Source organism: Mesorhizobium sp. YIM 152430, from assembly GCF_029210365.1.
Classification (GTDB): domain Bacteria; phylum Pseudomonadota; class Alphaproteobacteria; order Rhizobiales; family Rhizobiaceae; genus Aliihoeflea.
Genome location: NZ_JARGES010000018.1, coordinates 192516 through 215295 on the forward strand (window position 1 = coordinate 192516; position 22780 = coordinate 215295).

Annotated in this window: 22 protein-coding genes and 1 pseudogene; 14 read left to right on the forward strand and 9 right to left on the reverse strand. The window is 63.9% G+C overall.

The genetic code is table 11. The features are described 5' to 3' along the window. The first annotated feature begins 179 nt into the window (after positions 1-179). From PZ895_RS03490 to PZ895_RS03515, 6 genes and pseudogenes are all read left to right on the forward strand, one after another. Positions 180-2032: pseudogene (locus PZ895_RS03490) on the forward strand (extracellular solute-binding protein). Next, positions 2029-3903, forward strand: coding sequence for an extracellular solute-binding protein (locus PZ895_RS03495; RefSeq protein ID WP_275837657.1), 1875 nt, complete (start codon positions 2029-2031; stop codon positions 3901-3903). The pseudogene PZ895_RS03490 and the gene PZ895_RS03495 overlap by 4 nt, the downstream one beginning before the upstream one ends. Before the next feature lie 36 nt (positions 3904-3939). Further along, positions 3940-5028, forward strand: coding sequence for a microcin C ABC transporter permease YejB (locus PZ895_RS03500; protein WP_275837658.1), 1089 nt, complete (start codon positions 3940-3942; stop codon positions 5026-5028). Then, positions 5028-6179: an ABC transporter permease gene (locus PZ895_RS03505; RefSeq protein WP_275837659.1), complete on the forward strand. Its 1152-nt coding sequence runs from the start codon at positions 5028-5030 to the stop codon at positions 6177-6179. The genes PZ895_RS03500 and PZ895_RS03505 overlap by 1 nt, the downstream gene beginning before the upstream one ends. Next, positions 6176-7804, forward strand: coding sequence for an ABC transporter ATP-binding protein (locus PZ895_RS03510; protein ID WP_275837660.1), 1629 nt, complete (start codon positions 6176-6178; stop codon positions 7802-7804). The genes PZ895_RS03505 and PZ895_RS03510 overlap by 4 nt, the downstream gene beginning before the upstream one ends. Before the next feature lie 24 nt (positions 7805-7828). Continuing rightward, positions 7829-8779, forward strand: a complete 951-nt coding sequence (locus tag PZ895_RS03515) for a glyoxylate/hydroxypyruvate reductase A (protein WP_275837662.1) — start codon at positions 7829-7831, stop codon at positions 8777-8779. Here PZ895_RS03515 and PZ895_RS03520 read toward each other — a convergent pair whose 3' ends face one another. Then, on the reverse strand, positions 8780-9637 hold the full coding sequence (locus PZ895_RS03520) for an NlpC/P60 family protein (RefSeq protein WP_275837663.1): 858 nt from the start codon (positions 9635-9637) through the stop codon (positions 8780-8782). Next, positions 9634-11010: a leucyl aminopeptidase family protein gene (locus PZ895_RS03525; RefSeq protein WP_275837664.1), complete on the reverse strand. Its 1377-nt coding sequence runs from the start codon at positions 11008-11010 to the stop codon at positions 9634-9636. Before PZ895_RS03525 ends, PZ895_RS03520 begins: the two co-directional genes overlap by 4 nt. A gap of 131 nt (positions 11011-11141) precedes the next feature. Between PZ895_RS03525 and PZ895_RS03530 the strand changes: the two genes are divergently transcribed. Beyond that, on the forward strand, positions 11142-11948 hold the full coding sequence (locus tag PZ895_RS03530) for a tetratricopeptide repeat protein (RefSeq protein ID WP_275837665.1): 807 nt from the start codon (positions 11142-11144) through the stop codon (positions 11946-11948). Here the strand turns inward: PZ895_RS03530 and PZ895_RS03535 are convergent. Both PZ895_RS03535 and PZ895_RS03540 read right to left on the reverse strand, forming a co-directional pair. Then, positions 11945-13000: an Atu2307/SP_0267 family LLM class monooxygenase gene (locus tag PZ895_RS03535; RefSeq protein WP_275837666.1), complete on the reverse strand. Its 1056-nt coding sequence runs from the start codon at positions 12998-13000 to the stop codon at positions 11945-11947. The two genes, PZ895_RS03530 and PZ895_RS03535, sit on opposite strands and share 4 nt — an antisense overlap. Before the next feature lie 78 nt (positions 13001-13078). Continuing rightward, entirely contained in the window at positions 13079-14314 is a 1236-nt protein-coding gene (locus PZ895_RS03540) for a DNA recombination protein RmuC (protein ID WP_275837667.1), read from the reverse strand. Positions 14315-14417: 103 nt separating this feature from the next. Between PZ895_RS03540 and def the strand changes: the two genes are divergently transcribed. The 4 genes from def to truA are packed head-to-tail and all read left to right on the forward strand — an operon-like array spanning position 14418 to position 17134. Next, the gene (def, locus tag PZ895_RS03545) at positions 14418-14948 is read left to right on the forward strand and encodes a peptide deformylase (RefSeq protein WP_275837668.1); all 531 of its coding nucleotides are present in this window, start codon (positions 14418-14420) and stop codon (positions 14946-14948) included. A gap of 4 nt (positions 14949-14952) precedes the next feature. After that, on the forward strand, positions 14953-15885 hold the full coding sequence (fmt, locus tag PZ895_RS03550; protein ID WP_275837669.1) for a methionyl-tRNA formyltransferase: 933 nt from the start codon (positions 14953-14955) through the stop codon (positions 15883-15885). Beyond that, positions 15885-16388, forward strand: a complete 504-nt coding sequence (locus tag PZ895_RS03555) for an N-acetyltransferase (RefSeq protein WP_275837939.1) — start codon at positions 15885-15887, stop codon at positions 16386-16388. The genes fmt and PZ895_RS03555 overlap by 1 nt, the downstream gene beginning before the upstream one ends. Continuing rightward, positions 16388-17134, forward strand: coding sequence for a tRNA pseudouridine(38-40) synthase TruA (truA, locus tag PZ895_RS03560; RefSeq protein WP_275837670.1), 747 nt, complete (start codon positions 16388-16390; stop codon positions 17132-17134). Before PZ895_RS03555 ends, truA begins: the two co-directional genes overlap by 1 nt. Here the strand turns inward: truA and PZ895_RS03565 are convergent. Genes PZ895_RS03565 through dapD form a run of 4 tightly spaced genes read right to left on the reverse strand, consistent with a single transcriptional unit; the run spans position 17125 to position 20155 of the window. Next, positions 17125-17718 carry a transporter gene (locus tag PZ895_RS03565; protein ID WP_275837671.1) on the reverse strand — a complete coding sequence of 198 codons (594 nt, stop codon included), beginning with the start codon at positions 17716-17718 and terminating at the stop codon, positions 17125-17127. The two genes, truA and PZ895_RS03565, sit on opposite strands and share 10 nt — an antisense overlap. 9 nt (positions 17719-17727) lie before the next feature. After that, positions 17728-18915 carry a succinyl-diaminopimelate desuccinylase gene (gene dapE / locus PZ895_RS03570; RefSeq protein ID WP_275837672.1) on the reverse strand — a complete coding sequence of 396 codons (1188 nt, stop codon included), beginning with the start codon at positions 18913-18915 and terminating at the stop codon, positions 17728-17730. Between the two features lie 12 nt (positions 18916-18927). Beyond that, entirely contained in the window at positions 18928-19296 is a 369-nt protein-coding gene (locus PZ895_RS03575; protein WP_275837673.1) for a DUF805 domain-containing protein, read from the reverse strand. Positions 19297-19300: 4 nt separating this feature from the next. Continuing rightward, entirely contained in the window at positions 19301-20155 is an 855-nt protein-coding gene (gene dapD / locus PZ895_RS03580) for a 2,3,4,5-tetrahydropyridine-2,6-dicarboxylate N-succinyltransferase (RefSeq protein ID WP_275837674.1), read from the reverse strand. A 189-nt stretch (positions 20156-20344) separates the two neighbouring features. Here dapD and PZ895_RS03585 point away from each other — a divergent pair, with 189 nt between their 5' ends. Genes PZ895_RS03585 through PZ895_RS03595 form a run of 3 tightly spaced genes read left to right on the forward strand, consistent with a single transcriptional unit; the run spans position 20345 to position 22072 of the window. Then, positions 20345-21196: an LOG family protein gene (locus PZ895_RS03585; RefSeq protein WP_275837675.1), complete on the forward strand. Its 852-nt coding sequence runs from the start codon at positions 20345-20347 to the stop codon at positions 21194-21196. Positions 21197-21218: 22 nt separating this feature from the next. After that, a complete protein-coding gene (locus PZ895_RS03590; RefSeq protein ID WP_275837676.1) occupies positions 21219-21755 on the forward strand; it encodes a copper chaperone PCu(A)C in 537 nt (178 codons plus the stop codon). Between the two features lie 50 nt (positions 21756-21805). After that, entirely contained in the window at positions 21806-22072 is a 267-nt protein-coding gene (locus tag PZ895_RS03595; protein ID WP_275837678.1) for a hypothetical protein, read from the forward strand. Here the strand turns inward: PZ895_RS03595 and PZ895_RS03600 are convergent. Next, positions 22069-22773 carry a pyrimidine 5'-nucleotidase gene (locus PZ895_RS03600; protein ID WP_275837679.1) on the reverse strand — a complete coding sequence of 235 codons (705 nt, stop codon included), beginning with the start codon at positions 22771-22773 and terminating at the stop codon, positions 22069-22071. The genes PZ895_RS03595 and PZ895_RS03600 overlap by 4 nt on opposite strands. Positions 22774-22780 lie beyond the last annotated feature (7 nt).

Below are 22780 nucleotides of genomic sequence, written 5' to 3' on the forward strand. Positions count from 1 at the left end.
ATCACGAAAAAGCCGGGTTTCGCCCGGCTTTTTTGCGTCTGTGGAAATGTCCGGCCACGCAAAGTTTAGCCACGTAGCCGGTTTCCAATCACGCCCGATGAGATAGGGTGCGCGAAGACGAAGAGGAGATGCGTCGCATGGAATGGAGCCGCTTCGGCGAAAAATTGCGCATGTCATGGATGCTGGTTGTCGCCCTGGCTGTCGGCAGCGGCGCAGCGCTGGCACAGGACGCCGAGGCGCAGTGGCGCACCACTTCCTCGCTTATCCAGACCGAGCCGCCAACAGAGGAATTCACCCGCTATTCCTATGTGAACCCCGATGCGCCCAAGGGCGGCACTTTGAATTCGGCCGCCTTCGGCACCTTCGACAGTTTCAACCCGTTCATCGTGCGCGGCACGTCTGCCGCCGGTCTCGGCCAGTTCGGCGGGCTCTTGTGGGATACGCTGATGCAGCAGTCCCCCGACGAGGCGGGCACGAGCCATGCGCTGATCGCGGAAGCCTTCACCTATCCGGACGACTATTCCTCCGCCATCTATCGCCTCAATCCGAATGCGCGCTGGCACGACGGCGAACCGGTCACCGCCGAGGACGTCGTCTGGTCCTTCGAGAAGCTGAAGAAGATCAGCCCCGCCTACAGCCGCTACTATGCCAATGTGACAGAGGCGGTCGCGATTTCCGAGCGCGAGGTCGAGTTCACCTTCGACCAGACGGGCAATCGCGAACTCCCGCATATCATGGGTGACCTGGCCGTTTTGCCGAAGCATTGGTGGGAAGGCGAGAACGCGCGCGGGCAAAAGCGCAACATCGCCAATCCGACGCTCGAAGCGCCGCTCGGCAGCGGTCCCTACCGGATCGCCGCCTTCGATCCCGGCTCGCGGATCGTCTGGGAACGGGTCGAGGACTATTGGGGCGCCGAGGAGCCGGTGAATGTCGGGCGCAACAATTTCGACCGCATGATCTACACCTATTTCAGGACGACAATGCGCAGTTCCTGGCCTTCACCCGCGGCGGCTACGAGGATATCCGGCAGGAGACGAGTACGCGGCGCTGGGCGGTCGAGTACAGTTTTCCGGCCTTCGAGCGCGGCGACGTCGTCAAGCGCGAGTTCATCTCGGGCGGCATCCAGCACATGCAGGCGTTCGCCTTCAACATGCGCCAGCCGCGCTTCCAGGATCGTCGCGTGCGCCACGCGCTGACGCTTGCCTATAATTTCGAGGAGCAGAACCGGCTACAGTTCTTTGAAATGAACGAGCGGTTCTCGAGTTATTTTGAACGCTCCGAGCTTGCGTCGAGCGGTCTGCCGGAAGGCGCGGAACTGGAAATGCTCGAAGCGCATCGCGACGCGCTGCCGCCGGAGCTTTTCACGGAGGAGTTCAGGCTGCCGGTCTTCGACACGCCGCAGTCCCAGCGCGACAATCTGCGCGAGGCGGTGCGGCTCTTCGACGAGGCGGGCTGGGCGATCCAGGGTGGCCGCATGGTGAACAAGCAGAGCGGCGAGCAATTCCGCATCGAGTTCCTGGGTTCCTCGCCGACGAGCGAGATCATCACCGGCGGCTACATCGCCAATCTGCGCCGCCTCGGCATCGACGCGACGCTGCGGATCGTCGACACGTCACAGTATATCCAGCGCTACCAGGCTTTCGAGTTCGACGCCGTGACGGCCCGCTTCCCGCAATCGGAATCGCCCGGCAACGAACAACGCGATTACTGGAGCACTCAGGCCGCCGATGCGGAAGGCTCGCGCAACGTGCCGGGCATCAAGGACCCGGTCGTCGATGCGCTGATCGACAGGATCATCTATGCGACCGACCGCGAGGAGCTGGTGGCGGCAACGCGCGCGCTCGACCGGGTGCTCCTGTGGAACTACTACACCGTGCCGCAATATTTCCAGCCGACCATGCGATACGCCTACTGGAACAAGTTCGGCATCCCCGAAAAGCAGCCCGAATATTCGGGCATCGACCCGCAATCCTGGTGGATTTTGCAGGACCGTGAGGCCGAGCTCGAAGAACAGATCGAGGATGTGGAATGAGTGGTGCATTTCTCGACCGCCGTGCTTTTCTCGCGCTGGGCGGTGCGGCCTTCGCGGCGCCGTTTCTGCCGCGCGCCGCGCTTGCGCAGCTTCAGACGGGGATGCCGCTCCATGGCATTTCGGCCTTCGGCGACCTGAAATACGGGCCGGACTTCACCCATTTCGACTATGCGAACCCCGATGCGCCGAAGGGCGGGCGGTTCAATTTCTCGGTGCCGAACTGGGGCTACAACCAGTCGGTTCTGACCTTCAACACGCTGAACTCCTTCGTCCCGCGCGGCGACGCGCCGCCGCGCATGGAGTTGTGCTTCGACAGCCTGATGGCGGGCTCGCTCGACGAGCCGGATTCGGCCTATGGGCTTCTCGCCGAAACGGTGACGATCGCCGAGGACCGCAACTCCTTCATTTTCAAGCTGCGGCCGCAGGCGCGTTTCCATGACGGCTCCAAACTGACGGCCGAGGACGTCGCCTTCACGTTCAATCTCTTCAAGGAGAAGGGCCACCCTTCGCTCGTCCTGCCGCTTGCCGAAATGACGGAAGCGGTGGCCGAGGATGAGGCGACGTTCCGGATCGCGTTCAGCGGCGATCAATCCTCACGGACGATCTTCTCGGTCATCGCGATGCCGATCGTCTCGAAGCCATTCTACGAAGAGAATCCGTTCGACGCCTCGCAACTCAATCCGCCGCTCGGGTCCGGACCCTACAAGGTCGGCCGGGTGAATGCCGGGCAGACGATCGAGTATGACCGCGTCGAGGATTACTGGGGCCGTGATCTAGCTGTCATGCGCGGGCTTTTCCACTTCGATACGATCCGCATCGAGTTCTATCGCGATCGCAATGCGGCTTTCGAAGCCTTCAAGAAGGGCGACATTCAGTTCCGTCAGGAGTTCACGGCGCGAACCTGGGCGACGGGGTACGATTTCCCCGCGATCACTGACGGACGTGTGGTCAAGCGCGAGTTTCCGAGCGAATTGTCACCCTCGATGCAGGCGTGGGCTCTGAATCAGAGGCGCGAGAAATTCGCCGATCCGCGGACGCGCCAGGCGATCGGCATGTGCTTCGACTTCGAATGGACGAACCGCAACCTCTTTTTTGACGCCTATGCGCGCTCCAATTCCGTGTTCGAGAAATCGGAATTCCGCGCCGAGGGAACGCCTTCGCAGGCAGAGCTTGCGCTGCTGGAGGAATTTCGGGGCGATATCCCCGAGGAAGCCTTCGGCGAAGCAGTGGTCGCGCCGATTTCGGACGGCTCCGGCCGCGACCGGCGTCTTCTGCGCGAGGCGCGCCGTCTTCTGATGGAAGCCGGCTGGCAGGCCGACGGCCGTCTGCTGAGGAACGCCGCCGGTCAGCCGCTGACGTTGGAATACCTCATCCAGGACGAGGTTTTCATCCGCTCGGGGTCACCCTTCATCGAAAACATGCGCCAGATCGGCATCGATGCCTCGATACGGCAGGTGGATTCGGCACAGTATCAGGCACGCCAGATCGATTTCGACTTCGACATGGTTGGCATGGCCGCGTCCTTCGGCGCGACGCCTACGCGCGATTCACTCGCCAACTTCTTCCATTCGCGTTCGGCCGGTCTTCCGGGAACGCGCAACTATCCCGGTACGAAATCGCCCGCGCTGGATGCGTTGATCGAGCGTGCCGGCAGGGCCGAAACGCGCGATGGTCTCGTCACGATCCTCAAGGTCGTGGATCGCATCTTGCGCGCGCGTCACGACTGGATTCCAAATTGGCACGCGCCGAATCACCGGGCGGCCTATTGGGACATGTTCGGCTTCAAGGATCCGAAGCCGGACTATGGCTTTCCCGTCGAGGCACTGTGGTGGTACGACGAGGAAAAGGCAAAATCGATTGGCCGGGCTTGAAACTGATTTGACCATCCTTGTAGCGAAGCGCACCTGATGGGCGCCTATATCCTTCGACGCCTGTTGCTGATGATCCCGACCCTGTTCGGCATCATGGCCATATCCTTCATCGTCATCCAGTTCGCGCCGGGTGGGCCGGTCGAGCAGGTCATCGCGAACATTACCGGCCAGGGCGGCGGAGCGGCGGATCGCATCGGCGGCGGTACCGGTGATTTCCAGCAATTCGATACAGGCGGCGAATCCAGCTATCGTGGCGCGCAGGGACTCGATCCCGAATTCATCGCGCAACTCGAGCGCCAGTTCGGCTTCGACAAGCCGCCGCTCGAACGCTTCGCCAACATGATCTGGAATTACATCCGCTTCGATTTCGGCGACAGCTATTTCCGCGACATCTCGGTCGTCGACCTGATCATCGAGAAAATGCCGGTGTCGATCTCGCTCGGCCTCTGGATCACGCTGATCTCCTACGCGATCTCGATACCGCTCGGGATCCGCAAGGCCGTCAAGGACGGTTCGACCTTCGACATCTGGACGAGCGGCATCGTCATCGTCGCCTATGCGATCCCCGGCTTCCTGTTCGCGATTCTGCTGATGGTGCTCTTTGCCGGCGGGTCGTTTTTCGACTGGTTTCCGCTGCGCGGCCTGACGTCGGAAAACTGGTCGGACCTTTCCTGGCCCGAACGGATCCTCGACTATTTCTGGCACCTGACCTTGCCGCTGACGGCGATGGTGCTGTCCGCCTTTGCGACGACGACGCTTCTGACGAAAAACTCGTTCCTCGAGGAAATCCGAAAGCAATATGTCGTCACTGCCCGCGCCAAGGGTCTGTCGGAGCGGCAGGTGCTCTACCGCCATGTGTTCCGCAATGCGATGCTGATCATCATCGCCGGCTTTCCAGGCGCCTTCATCTCGGCTTTCTTCACCGGCTCGCTCCTGATCGAGAACATCTTCTCGCTGGACGGGCTCGGGCTGCTCGGCTTCCGCTCGGTGCTCGACCGCGACTATCCGGTCGTCTTCGCCACGCTTTACATCTTCTCGCTGATCGGCCTTCTGGTCAGCCTCCTGTCGGACCTGATGTATACCTGGATCGACCCGCGCATCGACTTCGAGCGGAGGGACGTCTGATGTCGGATATCCTTTCCAAGGCGCAGGTCGAGGAAGTGCGCGAGAAGGTCGCGCGGCCATGGCTTTCGCCGCTCAACCAGCGCCGCTGGCAGAACTTCAAGGCAAACCGGCGCGGCTACTGGTCGCTCTGGATCTTCCTCATTCTGTTCGTCCTGTCGCTGTTCGCCGAGTTCATCGCCAACGACAAGCCGGTGCTGGCCTCCTACAATGGCGAGATTCTCTTTCCGACGATCGTCGACTATCCAGAGGAGAAGTTCGGCGGGTTCCTTGCGGTGACGGATTATCGCGATCCGATCATCCAGGAGGAGATCGAGGCGAATGGCTGGATGATCTGGCCACCGATCCGCTATTCCTTCCGCACGGTGAACAACGAGATTCCCGAGGCGGCGCCCGCCAAGCCGTCCTGGCTCTACGATCGCGAAACGCGCTGCCAGCGCTATTTCGAGGGCGCGGACGACCCGAACTGCACGCTCGGCAATTTCAACTGGCTTGGCACGGACGACCAGGCGCGCGATGTCGCCGCGCGCGTCATCTACGGCTTCCGTATCTCGGTCCTGTTCGGCCTCGTGCTGACGGCCGCATCTGCCATTATTGGCGTCACGGCCGGCGCGGTTCAGGGCTATTTCGGCGGCTGGACGGACCTGATCTTCCAGCGAATCATCGAGATCTGGTCGTCGATCCCGGTCCTCTATCTGATCCTCATCATCGCCGCGATCCTGCCGCCGGGCTTCTTTATCCTGCTCGGCATCATGCTGCTCTTCTCATGGGTGGCGTTCGTCGGCGTGGTGCGCGCCGAATTTCTGCGCGCCCGCAACTTCGAATATGTGAACGCGGCGCGGGCGCTTGGCGTCGGCAACGCGACGATCATGTTCCGCCATCTCCTGCCAAACGCGATGGTCGCCACGCTGACCTTCCTGCCCTTCATCCTCAACGGCTCGATCACGACGCTGACCTCGCTCGATTTCCTCGGCTTCGGCTTGCCGCCCGGCTCCGCCTCGCTCGGCGAATTGCTGCGACAGGGGCAGCGCAATCTGAACGCTCCCTGGCTCGGCATAGTGGGTTTCCTGTCGCTGTCGATCATGCTGTCGCTGCTCATCTTCATCGGCGAGGCGGTGCGCGACGCCTTCGATCCCCGGAAGACGTTCCGATGACCGCACCCCTTCTTTCCGTCCGCGATCTCTCCGTCGCCTTCGCCCAAGGCGGGCGTGAGCAGGTTGCGGTCAATCACGTCTCCTTCGACATCGCGCCGGGCGAGACGCTTGCGCTTGTTGGCGAGTCCGGATCGGGCAAATCGGTCTCCGCGCTGTCGGTCCTGAAGCTTTTGCCCTATCCGGCGGCCAGCCACCCGTCAGGGCAGGTGCTGTTCGAGGGCAAGGACCTGCTTGCGCTCGACGAGAAGGCCCTGATGCGCGTGCGCGGCAATGACATCACGATGATCTTCCAGGAGCCGATGACCTCGCTCAATCCGCTGCACACGATCGAACGGCAGATCGGCGAAATCCTGAAGCTGCATCGCGGCATGAACGAAAAGCAGTCGAAGGCGCGCACGCTGGAACTCCTGAACGAGGTCGGCATCCGCGAGCCGGAAAAGCGGCTCGGCGCTTTTCCGCACCAGCTATCGGGCGGCCAGCGCCAGCGCGTGATGATCGCGATGGCGCTCGCCAACGAGCCGAAGCTTTTGATCGCCGACGAGCCGACGACGGCGCTCGACGTGACCGTTCAGGCGCAGATTCTCGAACTGCTGGCCGAACTGAAGACGCGGAACAAGATGTCGATGCTCTTCATAACCCACGATCTCGGCATTGTGCGCCGCATCGCCGACCGGGTCTGCGTGATGACGAAGGGCAGGATCGTCGAGGAAGGGCCGACGGCCGATGTCTTCGCCAATCCGAAGCACGACTACACGCGCCATCTGCTTGCGGCCGAGCCCAAGGGCGAGCCGCCGGCGGCGAACGATGCGGCGCCCGTCGTCATGAAGGGCGACGACATCAAGGTCTGGTTCCCGATCAAGCAGGGCTTCTTCCGCAAGACGGTCGACCATGTGAAGGCGGTCGACGGCATCGACGTGACGGTGCGCGCCGGCCAGACGCTGGGCGTGGTTGGCGAATCCGGTTCCGGCAAGACGACGCTGGGACTGGCGCTCTCGCGCATGATCTCGTCTGAAGGCAAGATCATGCTCGGCGACAAGGCGATCGAGGATTTCTCCTTTCGCGAGATGAAGCCGCTGCGGCGCGAAATGCAGATCGTCTTCCAGGACCCGTTCGGCTCGCTCTCGCCGCGCATGTCGGTGTCGGAGATCATCGAGGAAGGGTTGCGCATCCACCGGCCCAAGCTCGATGCGGACGCGCGCGACGCGCTTGTAGTGGACGTCCTCAAGGAAGTCGGTCTCGATCCCGCGACGCGCTTCCGCTACCCACACGAGTTTTCCGGCGGCCAGCGTCAGCGCATCGCGATCGCCCGCGCCATGGTGCTCAATCCGCGTTTCGTCATGCTCGACGAGCCGACCTCGGCCCTCGACATGAGCGTCCAGGCGCAGGTCGTCGATCTTCTGCGCGATTTGCAGAAGAAGCACCAACTCGCCTATCTGTTCATCAGCCATGATCTGAAGGTCGTGCGCGCACTCGCAAACGAGGTCATCGTGATGCGCAACGGCAAGGTCGTCGAATACGGCACGAGCCGGCAGATATTCGAGAACCCGCAGACCGACTACACGAAGGCGTTGATCGCCGCCGCCTTCGACATCGCGACCGCGCCGGCCGGCGTCGTCAGCGAATAAACGAGAAATCTCAGGGAGCCGACCATGACCGACCAGCGCGCGGGCCGCATTCTTCTGTCCGTTCAGGGCTTCAACCCGAAAAAGTGGCATGAACTTCTGTCGGCCAAGCGCGATGTGGTGATCGAGCCGCAGGGCGAAAGCGATCCGTCGATCGACTATGCGGTGGTCTGGAAGCATACGCCCGGAATTCTCGGCAGACTGCCGAACCTGAAGGCGATCTTTTCGATCGGCGCCGGCGTTGATCACATCTTCGCCGACCCGAACCTGCCCGACGTGCCGATCGTGCGCGTGGTGGCGGGCAACCTGACCCAGCATATGGTCGACTATGTCGTCTGGCGCGTGCTGGACCATCAGCGGCAGGGCATGTTCTACCGCTCGGAACAGAACAAGAAGAGATGGCGCGAGATCGCGCAGCCGGCCTCGCCCGACGTGTCGGTCGGCATTCTGGGCCTCGGCGAACTGGGGCAGGCGGCGGCGAAGGCGCTGAAGGCGGTCGGGTTCAAGGTGAATGGCTGGACGCGGACGGAAAAGACCATCGAAGGTATCGAGACGTTCAGCGGTGAGGCGGGGCTGACGCCTTTCCTCAATGCGACGGACATTCTCGTGGTGCTGCTGCCGCACACGCCGGCAACCGAGGGGATCGTCGGCTACGATCTCCTGTCGAAGCTGCGCCGCGACAACGGGCTTGGCGGCGCGTGCCTGATCAATGCCGGCCGCGGCAAGCTGCAAAAGGAAGCGGACATCCTGCGCGCGCTCGACGACGGCACGTTGAAGGAGGCGAGCCTGGACGTCTTCGAGGAAGAGCCGCTGGCGACGACGAGCCCGCTGTGGACGCATCCGCGCGTCTTCGTCACGCCGCACGCCGCCGCCACCTCCGATGCGCATCATCTCGTGCCCTTGATGCTGGAGCAGATGGAGCGCTTCGAGCGCGGCGAGCCGTTACAGCATCTGGTGGATCGCAAGGCGGGCTACTGATCAGGGCCGCCGGAATCCTGTCGGCCCGCCATAGAGATGGCCGATGCGCGCCACTGCGTCGGCGAGCTTCTCTCGGGTGACGCTCATCGTATGACCGCTGGCATGGATCATGGAAACGGCATCGAGCATGATCGAGACATGGCCTTTCCAGAAGACGAGATCGCCGCGCTGGAGGCCGGCGAGATCGTCGCCGATGTCGAGCGCGGTGCCGATGCTCGTTGCTTGCATGTCGGTGTCGCGCAGCACTGAAATCCCCGTCATCCGCATCGCAAGCTGCACCAGGCCCGAACAGTCGATGCCGAAGCCTGAGACGCCGCCCCACAGATAAGGTGTGTGCTCGAAGCGTTCCGCGACCGTGACGTAGTCTGATTCGCGATGGCTGATCGGGCGCAAATGATCGAGGATCATCGCCTCGCCGGTTTCGAAGAAAGCGTAGCGCGTGCCGCGCGTCTCCGCCTCGCCGATGATTCGCACGTTCACACCCATCGAATGCACTTCTGTGGCGGGAAAACGCAGATCGGCGCCGCGATAGACGAAGCTGCGTTGGGCAACGACGACATGGGTGGGCTCCTTGATCTCACTCAGCGCCGACGCCGGCGCATAGCCGACATAACCGTCGGCATCGGCCTGGAGCCATGCCCAGCCCTCCCGCTCGTCGAAGACGCGAACCGTGGCACCATGGAGCAATTGCGTGTCGATGCCGGTGTCGGTGCGCGGTGCGGGACGCAGGTCGACCACGGGCGCAGTGATCTGTGCCGGTCGGCCTTCGACGAACTGGCTGGCTGCAACGCGGCCGCGCAGGTCGGCGGAAGCCAGATCGGGCCGGAAGGCGTGGAGACGGCGGTCGAGTGTCGTCATTTGCCGTACCGGGCTTCGAGGACATGCATCAGAGCGCGGATCGCCTGTGCTTCGCCGCCGACGGGCGCGTGAGGCTTTTCCACCGGGTTCCAGCCGAAAATGTCGAGATGGACCCAGCTTCGCGCGTTCTCGACGAATTTTTGCAGGAATAGCGCCGCGGTCACCGAACCGGCAAAGCCGTCCGTGGTGACGTTGTTCATGTCGGCCACGCGCGAGGAGAGCTTCTTTGCGTAGGGTTTCCAGAGCGGCATCCGCCAGACCGGGTCGGCCACCGTCTCGCCCGCGCGCGACAATTCGGCCGCGAGCGCCTCGTCGTCGGTGAAAAAGGGCGGCAGGTCCGGGCCGAGCGCGACGCGTGCAGCGCCCGTGAGCGTTGCCATGTCGATCAGAAGTTCGGGCTTTTCCTCGTCGGCGAGCGCCAGCGCATCGGCAAGGATCAGGCGACCCTCGGCATCCGTATTTCCGATCTCGACCGTCAGCCCCCTGCGGCTGGTGAGCACGTCGCCCGGCCGGAAGGCATTGCCGGAAATGGCGTTTTCGACGGCGGGAATGAGCACGCGCAGGCGCAGATTGAGCTTGGCGCTCATGATCATCAAGGCGAGGCCGAGCACGTTGGCCGCACCGCCCATGTCCTTTTTCATCAACAACATGCCGCTCGCCGGCTTGATGTCGAGCCCGCCCGTGTCGAAGCAGACGCCCTTGCCGACGAGCGTCACCTTCGGCGCGTCCTTGGCCCCCCAGGTGAGGTCGATCAGGCGCGGCGCCTCGGCGGAGGCACGTCCGACCGCATGGATCATCGGAAAATTCCGCTTCAAAAGCGCATCGCCTTCGACCACGGTGATCCTGGCCTTGTGTGCCTTGGCGAGCTTGCGCGCGGCCTGTTCGAGGTCGGCCGGTCCCATGTCGTTGGTCGGCGTGTTGATGAGATCGCGGGCGAGGATCACGGCTTGGGCTTCGCGGGTGATGCGGGCGAGATCGACGTTGGGAGAAAGCTGGAGGCGAATGTCGCGGGCGCTGTCCTTCCAGTAGCGCTCGAACCGGTAGCCGCCGAGCACCAGCGCGAGCGTGGCGAGATGGGCGTCGAACGCGCCCGGAGCGAAGGCCCATTCGCCCGACGGGAGGTCGCGCGCGAGGCGACCGAGCGCCAGCGCCGCCGTCGGTCCTTCGTCCTTGCCGATCCCGGCCAGCGCGCCGGCGATCCCGCCATCGGCATCGGGGAAGGCCAGTACCTTGCCCGACTGGCCCGAAAAGCCGCTCGCCTTCGCCCAGGCGCGCGCGCGCGCATCGATCGCCGCGGCGTCGATCCCGCCCTCGGTAACGACATGGATGGGCCTCGCACTTGCGAGCGGCGTTTCGGTAATCTCGATCGGCATGGATTCTCCTGAAAGGCGGACGCGAAGCAGTCGAAGCCTCTTTTAACGCTCCGTTAGGGTTAACGGAATATTGCTCGGGACATTAACGGGTGCTTCGGCACCGATGTCGCGTCGATGTGGAGGTCGGGCAAATGTCGATCAATCGGAAAGCCGGGACAGGCGGGGTCAGGACCACGGCGACGGTCCTGGCGCTGGCGGCAACGCTCGCGCTGGCCGGCTGCGCGGGGGGCAAGCGCATGACGACAGCCTCAATCGACCGCACGACCACAGGCGCGGTGACGCAGATGACGGCGCCGGAGTTGCGCGCGGCGGCCGACCAACTCGGGACGAGCTATACGCGCAATCCGTCCGACATGAACGTGGCCATGCAATACGCTTCGGTGTTGCAGATGGACGGCCGCAACGATCAGGCGCTGGCCGTCATGCGAAAGGCCGCGATCGATCATCCGAAGGAACGTCAGGTTCTGGCGGCCTATGGCAAGGCGCTGGCCGCCGCCGGCGATTTGCAGCCGGCGCTCGATGCCGTCCGCCGCGCGCAGACGCCCGAATATCCTGACTGGAAGCTGATGTCGGCCGAAGGCGCCATTCTCGACCAGCTAGGCCAGCCCGGCGAGGCGCGCCGGCTCTATGCCCGCGCGCTGGAGATGCAGCCGAACGACCCGAGCGTGCTTTCGAATCTTGGCATGTCCTATCTGTTGGAAGGTGATTTGAAGCAAGCCGAGGCGCAGCTTCAGAACGCCGTCGCCCAGCCCGGCGCCGACAGCCGCGTGCGCCAGAACCTGGCGCTGGTGGTTGGACTTCAGGGGCGTTTCGCGGATGCGGAGGCGATCGCCAGCCGCGAGTTGTCGCCGGAGCAGGCGCAGGCGAACGTAACGTATCTGCGGTCGATGCTGGCGCAGCAGAATGCTTGGAATGATCTGGCGAACGAGGAAAGTTAGGCAGCGGCGGTTCGCCGCTCCCCGACAGCCTTCTTCACCTCCGGCGCCACCCGCGTCCCCAAAATCTCGATCGCCTTCAACAGCTTGGCGTGCTCCATCACGCCGATCGCCATCTGGATGACGAAGCGGTCGAAGCCGAAGATCTCGTAATGGGCGAGGATCTTGTCGGTCAGTTCCGACGCATCGCCGACGAACTGCGCCCCGCGCGGGCCGGCGGCGACTTCGAAGTGATGGCGGCTCGTCGGCGGCCAGCCGCGTTCGCGGCCGATCCGGTTCATCACCTCGGCCTGCGCCGGGTAGAAGGTGTCGATGGCTTCCTTTCGCGTTTCCGCCACGAATCCGTGAACGTTGATCGAGGTCTTCAGCGTCGTCGGGTCGCGGCCGAACTTCTCCGCCGCCTCGCGATAGAGCTTGAAGAAGGGCGCGAAGCGAGCCGGCTCGCCACCGATGATGGCAAGAGCGAGCGGGAGGCCGAGCATCGCAGCACGGCCGACGGATTGCGGCGTGCCGCCGACGGCGAGCCAGATCGGCAGCTTGCCGCCCACCGGGCGCGGATAGACGCCGCGTTCAGTAACGCGCGGCGTGTGCTTGCCGCCGTCCCATGAGAAGATTTCGCCCTCGTTGAGCTTCATCAGCATTTCGAGCTTTTCGGCGAAGAGCGTGTCGTAGTCGGCAAGGTCGTAGCCGAAAAGCGGGAAGGATTCGATGAACGAGCCGCGCCCCGCCATGATCTCGGCGCGCCCGTTCGAGATGTTGTCGAGCGTGGAGAATTGCTGGAAGATGCGGATCGGGTCGTCCGAGGAGAGCACCGAGACGGCGCTCGACAGCCTGATAGTCTTCGTGCGCGGCGCGGCGGCCGCCAATGCGACGGCGGGCGAGGACACGGCGTAGTCGGGACGGTGGTGTTCGCCGAGACCGAAGAGATCGAGCCCGACCTGGTCGGCGAGTTCGATTTCCTCGATCAGATTGGCAAAGCGCTGTGCGGGGCCGACGACATTTCCCGTCACCGGATCGGTGCCGACATCGCCGAATGTGTAGAGGCCGATTTCCATCGTTCAAATCCCTTTGCGTGGCTGAGGCAGAGGTATGGAAACGGTCGGCCGATTGCCAGTCGCGGGCAGGTGAACAGTCTATTCGTCGTCGACGACCCTGAGGCGCAACGAGCCTTTGCGCGCCTCGACGGATTTCGCTTCCGCCTTGTCGTCGATCTGCGGTGCGTCGAGTTCCAGCGCCTCGATCTTCTCGCCGCGCTTGGTCAGTTTTTCGGTCGAGGTCAGGATCAGGTCGATGTCGCGGTTTGCTTGCCCGAAATGCGTCTGTAGCTTGCGCACACGCTCGTCGAGACGGCCCAGATCCTCCATCAGGCGAATGACCTCGCCCTGGATCAGATGCGCCTGTTCGCGCATCCGCGCATCCTTGAGCACCGCCTGGATGACCTGGATCGACAGCATCAGGAGGGACGGCGAGACGATGACGATGCGGGCGCGATGCGCCTTTTGCACCAGCGCCTCGAAATTCTCGTGGATCTCGGCGAAGATCGATTCCGACGGCACGAACATGAAGGCCGTGTCCTGCGTCTCGCCATTGATGAGATATTTGTCGGCGATCGCCTTCAGATGAACCTCGACGTCGCGGCGGAAGGTCTGCGCGGCATATTTCTGCGCTTCCGGGTTTTCGGCCTCGGCAGCAGTGCGGATGGCGTTCCACGATTCCAGCGGAAACTTGGCGTCGATGACGAGGTCCGGGGCGCCGTTCGGCATCCGGATCGTGCAGTCCGGCCGGCTGCCGTTGGAGAGCGTCGCCTGGAACTCGTAGGCGCCGTGCGGCAGCCCATCGGCGATGATCGCCTCCATCCGCGCCTGCCCGAAAGCGCCGCGCGTCTGCTTGTTGGAGAGGATGTGCTGCAATTGCACCACCTGCCCGGCAAGGGACTGGATGTTGTTCTGCGCCGTGTCGATGACCGCGAGGCGTTCCTGCAACTTCGCAAGATTTTCGTGCGTCGACTTCGTCTGCTCGGTGATCGAGTGGCCGAGCCGTGAGGTCATGCCGTCAAGCCGCTCGCTGATCGCCTTGTTGAGCTCGGCCTGCCGCGCGCCGAACACCTCGGCGATCGTGCCCATGCGCCCCTGCATCTCCGCTTGCGCGCGGGTGATTTCTGCAAGCCGCGCATCCGCCTCGCGCGCGCGCTCGGCGCTTTCCTCGGCAATTTCAGCCTGTACCCGCGCCGCGCGCCAGACCGACATGACGAGAAGCGCGACGAGGGCGAGGATGACCGCGGCACCGGCGATCAGCGCATGGCCGAGCGTGATCGTGGTCGAGCCGAGTTGGAGAAGGGGAGCGGCGAAGAGCGTTTCGGACGGGTTCATCGCGCGACACTAGACGATTCGCGACGCCGCAATAAGACCAAAACGTGAACGTCCACATGCCGAAAGCGTTGACGCGCGCGGTTTCACCAATTACCTGACGGCCATGACGATCAAGCCGCTCATCATCCTTCCCGATCCCGTCCTGCGCCAGGTGTCGAAGCCGCTGGAACGTGTCGACGACGCGACGCGCAAATTCGCGAGCGACATGCTCGACACCATGTATGACGCGCCCGGCATCGGCCTTGCCGCGATCCAGATCGGCGAGCCGATCAGGATGCTGGTGATCGACCTCGCCAAGGAAGGTGAGGAGAAAGCGCCGCACATCTTCATCAACCCGCAGATCGTTGCCTCCGGCGACGACATCTCCGCTTATGAGGAAGGCTGCCTGTCGATCCCGGACTACTATGCCGAGGTGGAACGGCCCGGCACCGTCACGGTCACCTATCTCGACCTCGACGGCAAGGCGCAGGAAATGGTGGCGGACGGGCTGATGGCGACCTGCCTCCAGCACGAAATCGACCATCTGAACGGCGTTCTCTTCATCGACCACATTTCCAGGCTGAAGCGCGACATGGTCGTGCGCAAGTTCAAGAAACTCGCCCGCGAGAAGGCGCCGCAGCGCCTCGTCGGCTGATCCGGTGGCCCTGCGCGTCATCTTCATGGGCACGCCGGAGTTCTCGGCGGCGACGTTGAAGGCGATCGTCGAGGCGGGGCACGAGGTGGTATCCGCCTATTCGCAACCGCCGCGCCCGGCGGGCCGGCGCGGGCTGGAGTTGAAGAAATCGCCCGTCCATGAACTCGCCGAAACTATCGGCATCGAGGTTCGCACCCCCGTTTCGCTGAAGGGCGAGGCCGAGCAGACGGCGTTCCGCGCGCTCAAGGCCGATGTCGCGGTGGTCGTCGCCTACGGGTTGCTGTTGCCGAAGGCGATTCTCGGTGGGACGCGGCTCGGCGCCTATAACGGCCACGCCTCGCTCCTGCCGCGCTGGCGCGGCGCGGCGCCCATACAGCGCGCGATCATGGCGGGCGATGCCGAGACCGGCATGATGATCATGAAGATGGACGAGGGGCTCGACACCGGCCCGGTGGCGCTGACCGAGCGTGTTGCGATCGGCGCCGACATGACGGCGGGCGAACTGCACGACGCGCTGCGCGCCGTCGGTGCGCGGCTGATGGTCGAGGCGCTGCGGAAGCTGGAAGCCGGCGACCTCCCGACCGTCCCGCAAGCCAGCGAAGACGCGACCTACGCGGACAAGATTTCCAAGGAGGAGACGCGGATCGACTGGTCGAAGCCGGCGCGCGAGGTGCATAACCGCATCCGCGGTCTTTCACCGTTTCCCGGCGCCTGGTGCGAAGCGCATATCGGCGGCAAGCCGGAGCGGTTGAAGCTGCTGCGCTCGGCATTGGACGAGGGCGCTGGTCTGCCGGGCACGATCCTCGATGACCAGTTGAAGGTCGCTTGCGGCAGCGGCGCGGTGCGCCTCGTCGAGGTTCAGCGCGCGGGTGGCAAGCCGATGGCGGCCGGGGCATTCCTTCACGGCGCCGGATTGCGGAAAGGTGACCTCCTATGATGCGCGGACTTCTAATCCGGCCCTTCGAAGCGCGCGATGCGGAAGACGTGCGCTGGCTTCTGGAGGAAGCCTTCGGCAATCCGGGCGAGGCCAAGCTGGTCGAGACCATCCGCGCGGCGGGCGACGACGTGCTCGAACTCGTCGCGACGCACGAGCAGCAGATTTATGGCCACATCCTGTTTTCGCGCCTCGTCGTGGAATCGAAGAACCGCAGCGCGGATGCCGTGGCGCTTGCGCCGCTGGCGGTGCGGCCCGACAAGCAGCGCACCGGCGTCGGCAAGGCGTTGATCGAGAACGCGCATCATCTGTTGAAGAACGCCGGCGAAGAGCTTTCGGTGGTCCTGGGCGACCCGGCATACTACGGAAAATTCGGCTATAAGAGCCAGCGGGCGGAAAAATTCGAGGGCGACTATCAGGGCGAACATCTACAGGCGCTGGCCTTCTCGCCGGAGGCGCCGACGATGGGGCGGCTCGTTTACGCCGCCGCCTTTGCTGAGTTGTGATGGCCCGCTTCCGGCTCGACATCGAATATGACGGGCGTCCTTATGCCGGCTGGCAGCGGCAAGCCGATTTGCCGACTGTCCAGCAGGCGATCGAGGGCGCGATCTTCCGTTTCACCGCCGAGCGCGTGTCGATCCGCGGGGCGGGGCGCACCGATACCGGTGTCCATGCAACGGGGCAGGTGGCGCATGTCGATCTTGCCCGGGACTGGGCGGCGGACAAGCTTATGGGCGCGCTCAACGCGCATCTGCGACTTGCCGGCGACCCGATCGCGGTCTTCGCGGTTGAGGCCGTGAGCGAGGATTTCGACGCCCGCTTTTCGGCGACCGCGCGGCACTATCTCTTCCGCATCCTGAACCGCCGCGCGCCTGCCGCGCTCGATCTCGGCCGTGTCTGGCATGTTCCCAGGGCGCTCGATGCCGGGACGATGCACGCGGCGGCGCAAACCCTTCTCGGCCGACACGATTTCACGACGTTCCGCTCGGTCCAGTGCCAGGCGAACAGTCCGGTTCGCACGCTCGATCGGCTGGAGGTGACGCGCAGTGGCGACATCGTCGAGATCCGCGCCACGGCGCGCTCCTTCCTGCACAATCAGGTGCGCTCGATGGTGGGAACGCTGAAGAAGGCGGGCGAGGGCGCCTGGACGGTGGAGGACGTTCGGGCCGCGCTCGATGCCGCCGATCGCTCCCGCTGTGGGCAGGTCGCGCCCCCCGATGGACTGTTCCTTACCCGAGTGGACTACGACTGAACGAAGCCGAACACGCCTTGCAGCGTGAAGAGCACGAATAACGACATCAGGAACATGGCGGTGAAGACGCCGGTTGCAAAGGCTGCCCCCTTGTCGAGCACCGTGTTGGTCAACCGCCAGGACAGCACCATGGTGAACAGGAAAAGGCCGAGCGAAAACGCCGTCACCCCTTCGCCGGCATCGGGCCAGAACAGCCTGATCAACGATGGCGGCAGCATCAGCCAGACATAGATCGCCGAGCCCCAATTGCTGGCGACGACGAAATGGACGAAGCGGTGCGCGATGCCCGCCGGGCGGGCGAGGAGCGCGAAGGCGGCGAGCGGCACGGTCCAGGCGAGGACATCGATGGTCGCGAGCCTGAGCACGATCGACAGGCGGCTGCCGATGCCGTCGCCCTGGAAGGCGAGTTCGTTGGCAAGCGTCACCCAGCCGACCGTCATCGCCGGCAGCGCGATCACGATGGCGAAGAAGGACGTCCAGAAACCGTCGGCCGAGATGTCGAGGAAACGCAGCCCGTCCTTCTTGCCGGCCATGAGGCGCGCGGCGCCGGAAAGCGATTGCTGAACGTAGTCGGCCGACGGCATCTTCTTGGTCTATCCGAACCAGTCCTCGAGGAAACGCTGGTAGATTTGCGTCAGCGTCTCCAGGTCGGCAAGAGCCACGCGCTCGTCAACCATGTGCATGGTTTGGCCCACGAGACCGAATTCGACGACCGGGCAGTAATCCTTGATGAAGCGCGCGTCCGAGGTGCCGCCGGAGGTCGAGAGCGTCGGCGTCAGGCCGGTGACGCTTGCCACCGAGGTGCTGAGCGTGTCGGTGAGCTTTTCGTTGCGTGTGAGGAAGACCGGGCTCGGCCGGTCGCGCCAGACCAGCTCGAAATCGATTCGCTCGTCCTTGCCCGGCCGCAGGCGTGTGCGCGATGCCGCGCGGTCGAGCCGGTTGTGGATTTCCGCCTGCAGCGTCTCCGCCGTCCAGATGTCGTTGAAGCGGATGTTGAACGAGGCTTTGGCCTTGGCCGCGATGACGTTGACCGCCGGGTTACCGACATCGACCGTCGTCACTTCGAGATTGGTCGGCTGGAAGTCATCCGTCCCCTCGTCGAGCGCGGGATGCAGGAGCGCGTCGAGCAGCGCCACCATCGAGCGCACCGGATTGTCGGCGAGGTGCGGATAGGCTGCGTGGCCCTGCCGGCCGTTGACGACGAGATCGGCCGAGACCGAACCACGCCGGCCGATCTTGATCATATCGCCGAGCGTGTTCGGATTGGTCGGTTCGCCGACGATGGCCGCGTCCCACGCCTCCCCTTTTTTCGCCGCCCAATCGAGCAGTTTGGTCGTGCCGTTGATCGACGGGCCTTCCTCGTCGCCGGTGATGAGCAGCGAGACCGAGCCCTTGAGCGCGCCGTGCTTTTCGACGTAGCGCGCAACGGCGGCCACGAAGCAGGCTATGCCGCCCTTCATGTCGACCGCACCGCGGCCATACATCATGCCGTTCGCGATCTCGGCAGAAAAGGGCGGATGCGTCCACGCCGCCTCGTCGCCGACCGGCACGACGTCGGTATGGCCGGCGAACATCAGATGCGGGCCGTTGCCCGAAAGGCGAGCGTAGAGGTTCTCGACGTCCGGCGTGCCGTTCTCGGAAAAAATCGGCCGTTCGATGGAAAAGCCGACGGGCGCCAGCATCGCCTCGAGCGCCGTGAGCGCGCCGCCCTCGGCGGGCGTCAACGACGGGCAGCGGATGAGGGCGGCGAGGTTTTCGACGGGATCGGTCGACTGGGTCAAGCTCGTCTCGCTCTAGTTCGGCGCGTTGGTCGCCGCGCCATATTTGTTCGGGCCGCGCTCGCCGGGAATGACGCAAAGTGCGATGAAGGCTATGAAGTTGATCAGGGGCACGAACATCGCGACCGCGAAGAGCCCCGGCCGACCAATGTCGTGCAGCCGTTTGGCGGCCAACGCCGCCTGGCACCAAAGCGATACGATGACGACGACACCGAGCACCGAGTTCCAGAATTCGAAGCCCTGGCCCGCTTCCTCGGCGGCCGACATCCGGTAGAGCACGAAGAAGGTGACGACCGTCATCATCAGGCCACCGAGCAGGAAGGCGACCCGGCTGATGCGGCCCTTGAGGCCGAAGAACAGCCAGAGGATCGGAAACTGGTTCACCGGATCAGGCCCGCAGCAATTCGTTGATCGAAGTCTTGGAGCGCGTCTTCTCGTCGACCTTCTTGACGATGACGGCGCAATAGAGGCTCGGTCCCGGCTCGCCATTTCCCATCGGCTTGCCTGGCAGCGCGCCGGCGACGACGACCGAATAGGGCGGCACCTCGCCATAGGTGATCGACCCGGTCTCGCGGTCGACGATCTTGGTCGACTTGCCGATGAAGACGCCCATGCCGAGCACGGCCCCCTCGCGGATGATGCAGCCCTCGACGACTTCGGAGCGCGCGCCGATGAAGCAATTATCCTCAATGATGGTCGGGCCGGCCTGCATCGGCTCCAGAACGCCGCCGATGCCGACGCCGCCAGAAAGATGTACGTTCCTGCCGATTTGCGCGCAGGAGCCCACGGTCGCCCATGTGTCGACCATCGCGCCCTCGCCGACATGGGCGCCGAGATTGACGAAGGACGGCATCAGGATCGCGCCCGGCGCGATGAAGGCGGAGCGGCGCACGACCGCGTTCGGCACCGCGCGGAACCCGGCGCGCTGGAAGTCGACCGCGCTCCAGCCGTCGAACTTGGAGGGCACCTTGTCCCACCAGACCGAATCGCCCGGCCCGCCCTTGATGACTTCCATGTCGTTGAGACGGAACGACAGGAGCACGGCCTTCTTCAGCCATTGATTGACCGTCCACGAACCGTCCGGCTGGCGCTCTGCGACGCGCGCCTCGCCGCGATCGAGCAGGCTCAGCGCGGTTTCGACCGCGTCGCGGATCTCGCCCTTGGTCCCCGTGCCGACCCCGTCTCGCTCGTCGAACGCCTTTTCGATGGTTTGTTCGAGCGCGCCGATATCGGGCTTGGTCATCAATTTGCTCCATTGCATAGATGTGAAGACCGCTCATTCGTGGGTTGAGGGCGGCTCCCGGTCGGCGCGGAAACTAGGCCAAGCGCGGTATCGGCGCAAGCCACGTGCAAGCGCCGCCAGTTCATGGTTTGACTGGGTGAAATCGACGGGCGCGAAGCGCTTCGGGCAAGATTGGGGTATTCGGCTTTCATGCAACGGACGAAAAAGAACGACTGGTCACCTCTGCCGCACTCGGACGAGGATCGCGCACGCGCCAAGAGCGTGCCGGACACGCCGCAAACCCGCGCGCCGACCTATCGGCTGGCATGGGACGACGAGGAGTTCATGACGCGGCGCGAATTGCGCCCCGTCCGTCTGCAACTCGAGCTCTTGAAGCCGGACATGGTTCTGGCCGAGCGCGGCATCGAATCGACCGTCATCCTGTTCGGCGGCGCGCGCATCCCCGAGCCCGGCGGCGAAGCCTGGGCGGCCAAGAACGAGGTGCAGAAGAAGAATCTTCTGGCCAATGCGAAATATTACGATGAGGCGCGCGAATTCGCCCGCCTCTGCTCGCAGTATTCGGCCAGCTACGGCTATCGCGAATTCGTCGTGGTGACGGGGGGCGGGCCGGGCGTGATGGAGGCAGGAAATCGCGGCGCGGCCGATGTCGACGCCCCGTCGATCGGATTGAATATCGTGCTTCCGCACGAGCAGGCGCCCAACCTCTACGTGACGCCTGATCTCTGCTTCAATTTCCACTATTTCGCCATTCGAAAGATGCATTTCGTCATGCGCGCCAAGGCGGTCGCCGTCTTCCCTGGCGGCTTCGGCACGATGGATGAGTTCTTCGAAACGCTGACGCTGATCCAGACCGGCCGTATGGAGCGGGTTCCGGTGATCTGCTTTGGCAAATCGTTCTGGGATCGCGCGGTCGATCTCGATTTCCTTGCCGAGCAGGGCACGATTTCGCCGGGCGATCAGGATATCATCGATTTTGTCGATACCGCGCAGGAAGCCTGGGACGTGATTGCGCGTTTCTATGAGATCGACGCTGAAAAATAGGTCGGAAAGGACCCTCAGGACCATGAAATTTGTCCCGCTTCGCCTCATCGCGGCCGCCTGTCTTGCGCTCTCGGGCCTTTGCCGCCCGGCCTTCGCCTCCGATGTGGAATGTCTCGAGGGGCAGGTGTTCGACGTGGCAGGCTGCGTCGATCTCGACACGGTGATGGCTGAAGATTTGCAGCTTTCCGGCGCATGGGTGCGGGCAATGCAGCCCGGCCAGAAGGTGGCGGCGGCGTATCTCACGATTCTCAATCGAGGCGAAACGGCCGACCGGCTGGTCGGCGCGACCACACTCGCCGCGTCGCGCGTCGAGATGCACGAGATGGCGATCGAGAATGGGGTGATGGAGATGCGGCCGGTCGAGGGCGGCATAGGGATCGGTCCGGGCGACAGGGTCGAATTCAAGCCGGCCGGGCTGCATTTCATGTTGGCCGGTATCGGCGAAACGCTGCTCGCCGAGGACGAAATCGAGATGACGCTGGACTTCGAGAAGGCTGGCACCGTCGTGGTGCAGTTTCCGGTTCGCGAGCCGGCCACGATCAAGGCGCATCGCCACTGAGGGGAACAGGCGCGGCGCGAACGGCGTTTCTCGTGCAAAGGAGAATTGCCATGGGCGGACGCACCAGCACCGACGACGAAACCATCCGGCACCAGCAGGAAAAAGACCTCGGCCATTCCGAGACGCCGGCCGAACATCCGCAGGATTCGCTCCCCGACGAGACCGAGCGCAAGGACGGCGCGTTCGACAAGGACAAGCGTCCCGGCGTGTCGAGCGCCGAGCAGCTCGGCAACCTGCCGCCCTCGCGCAGTGCCGGCGCCAGTCCGGACGACGCGGTCGATCCCGTTCCGGACCGGACAACCGACCCGCGCGTCTAGCGCTTTGCGAGGATCGAGGTCAGGAACGACGTCAGATCGTCGGTGACATAGTCGACGTCGTCCTCATGGTCCGGATCCTGTTCCCAGACTTCCGCGAAGGTCGGCTCGAAATTATTCGGCACGACGAGGACGGTGGTCATGCCGAGCGCCTTGGGAACATGGAGATTGCGCGCCAGATCCTCGAACATCGCCGCATTCGGACCGACGACGTCGTGCAAGGCGATGAACGTGTCGTAGGTCGCGCGGGCCGGCTTCGGGTTGAGGCCGGCTGCGACGATGTCGAAAATGTAGTCGAAATGGTCGAGGATGCCGAGCCGGCGCGCCGTGCTCTCGGCATGTTTGCGGTCGCCATTGGTGAAGATGAACTTGCGGCCGGGAAGCGCTGAAATCGCGGCGCCGAGTTTTGGTGAGGCTTCGACCGGCGAATAGTCGATGTCATGGACCTTTTGCAGGAAATCGTCCGGGTCGATGGCATGGCGCTCCATCAGCCCCTTCATCGTCGTCCCGTATTCCTTGTAGAGCTCTTTTTGCATCAGCCGCGCCTCGTCCGGGGGAAGCGTCAGCAATTCCGAAATATAGCGCGTCATCCGCACGTCGATCTGCGCGAACAAATTCGTGTGGTGTGGGTAGAGCGTGTTGTCGAGGTCGAACACCCAGTCCGTGACATGGGCGAAGCGGGCGGGATCGGGAAGATTGGTCATGGCCGTC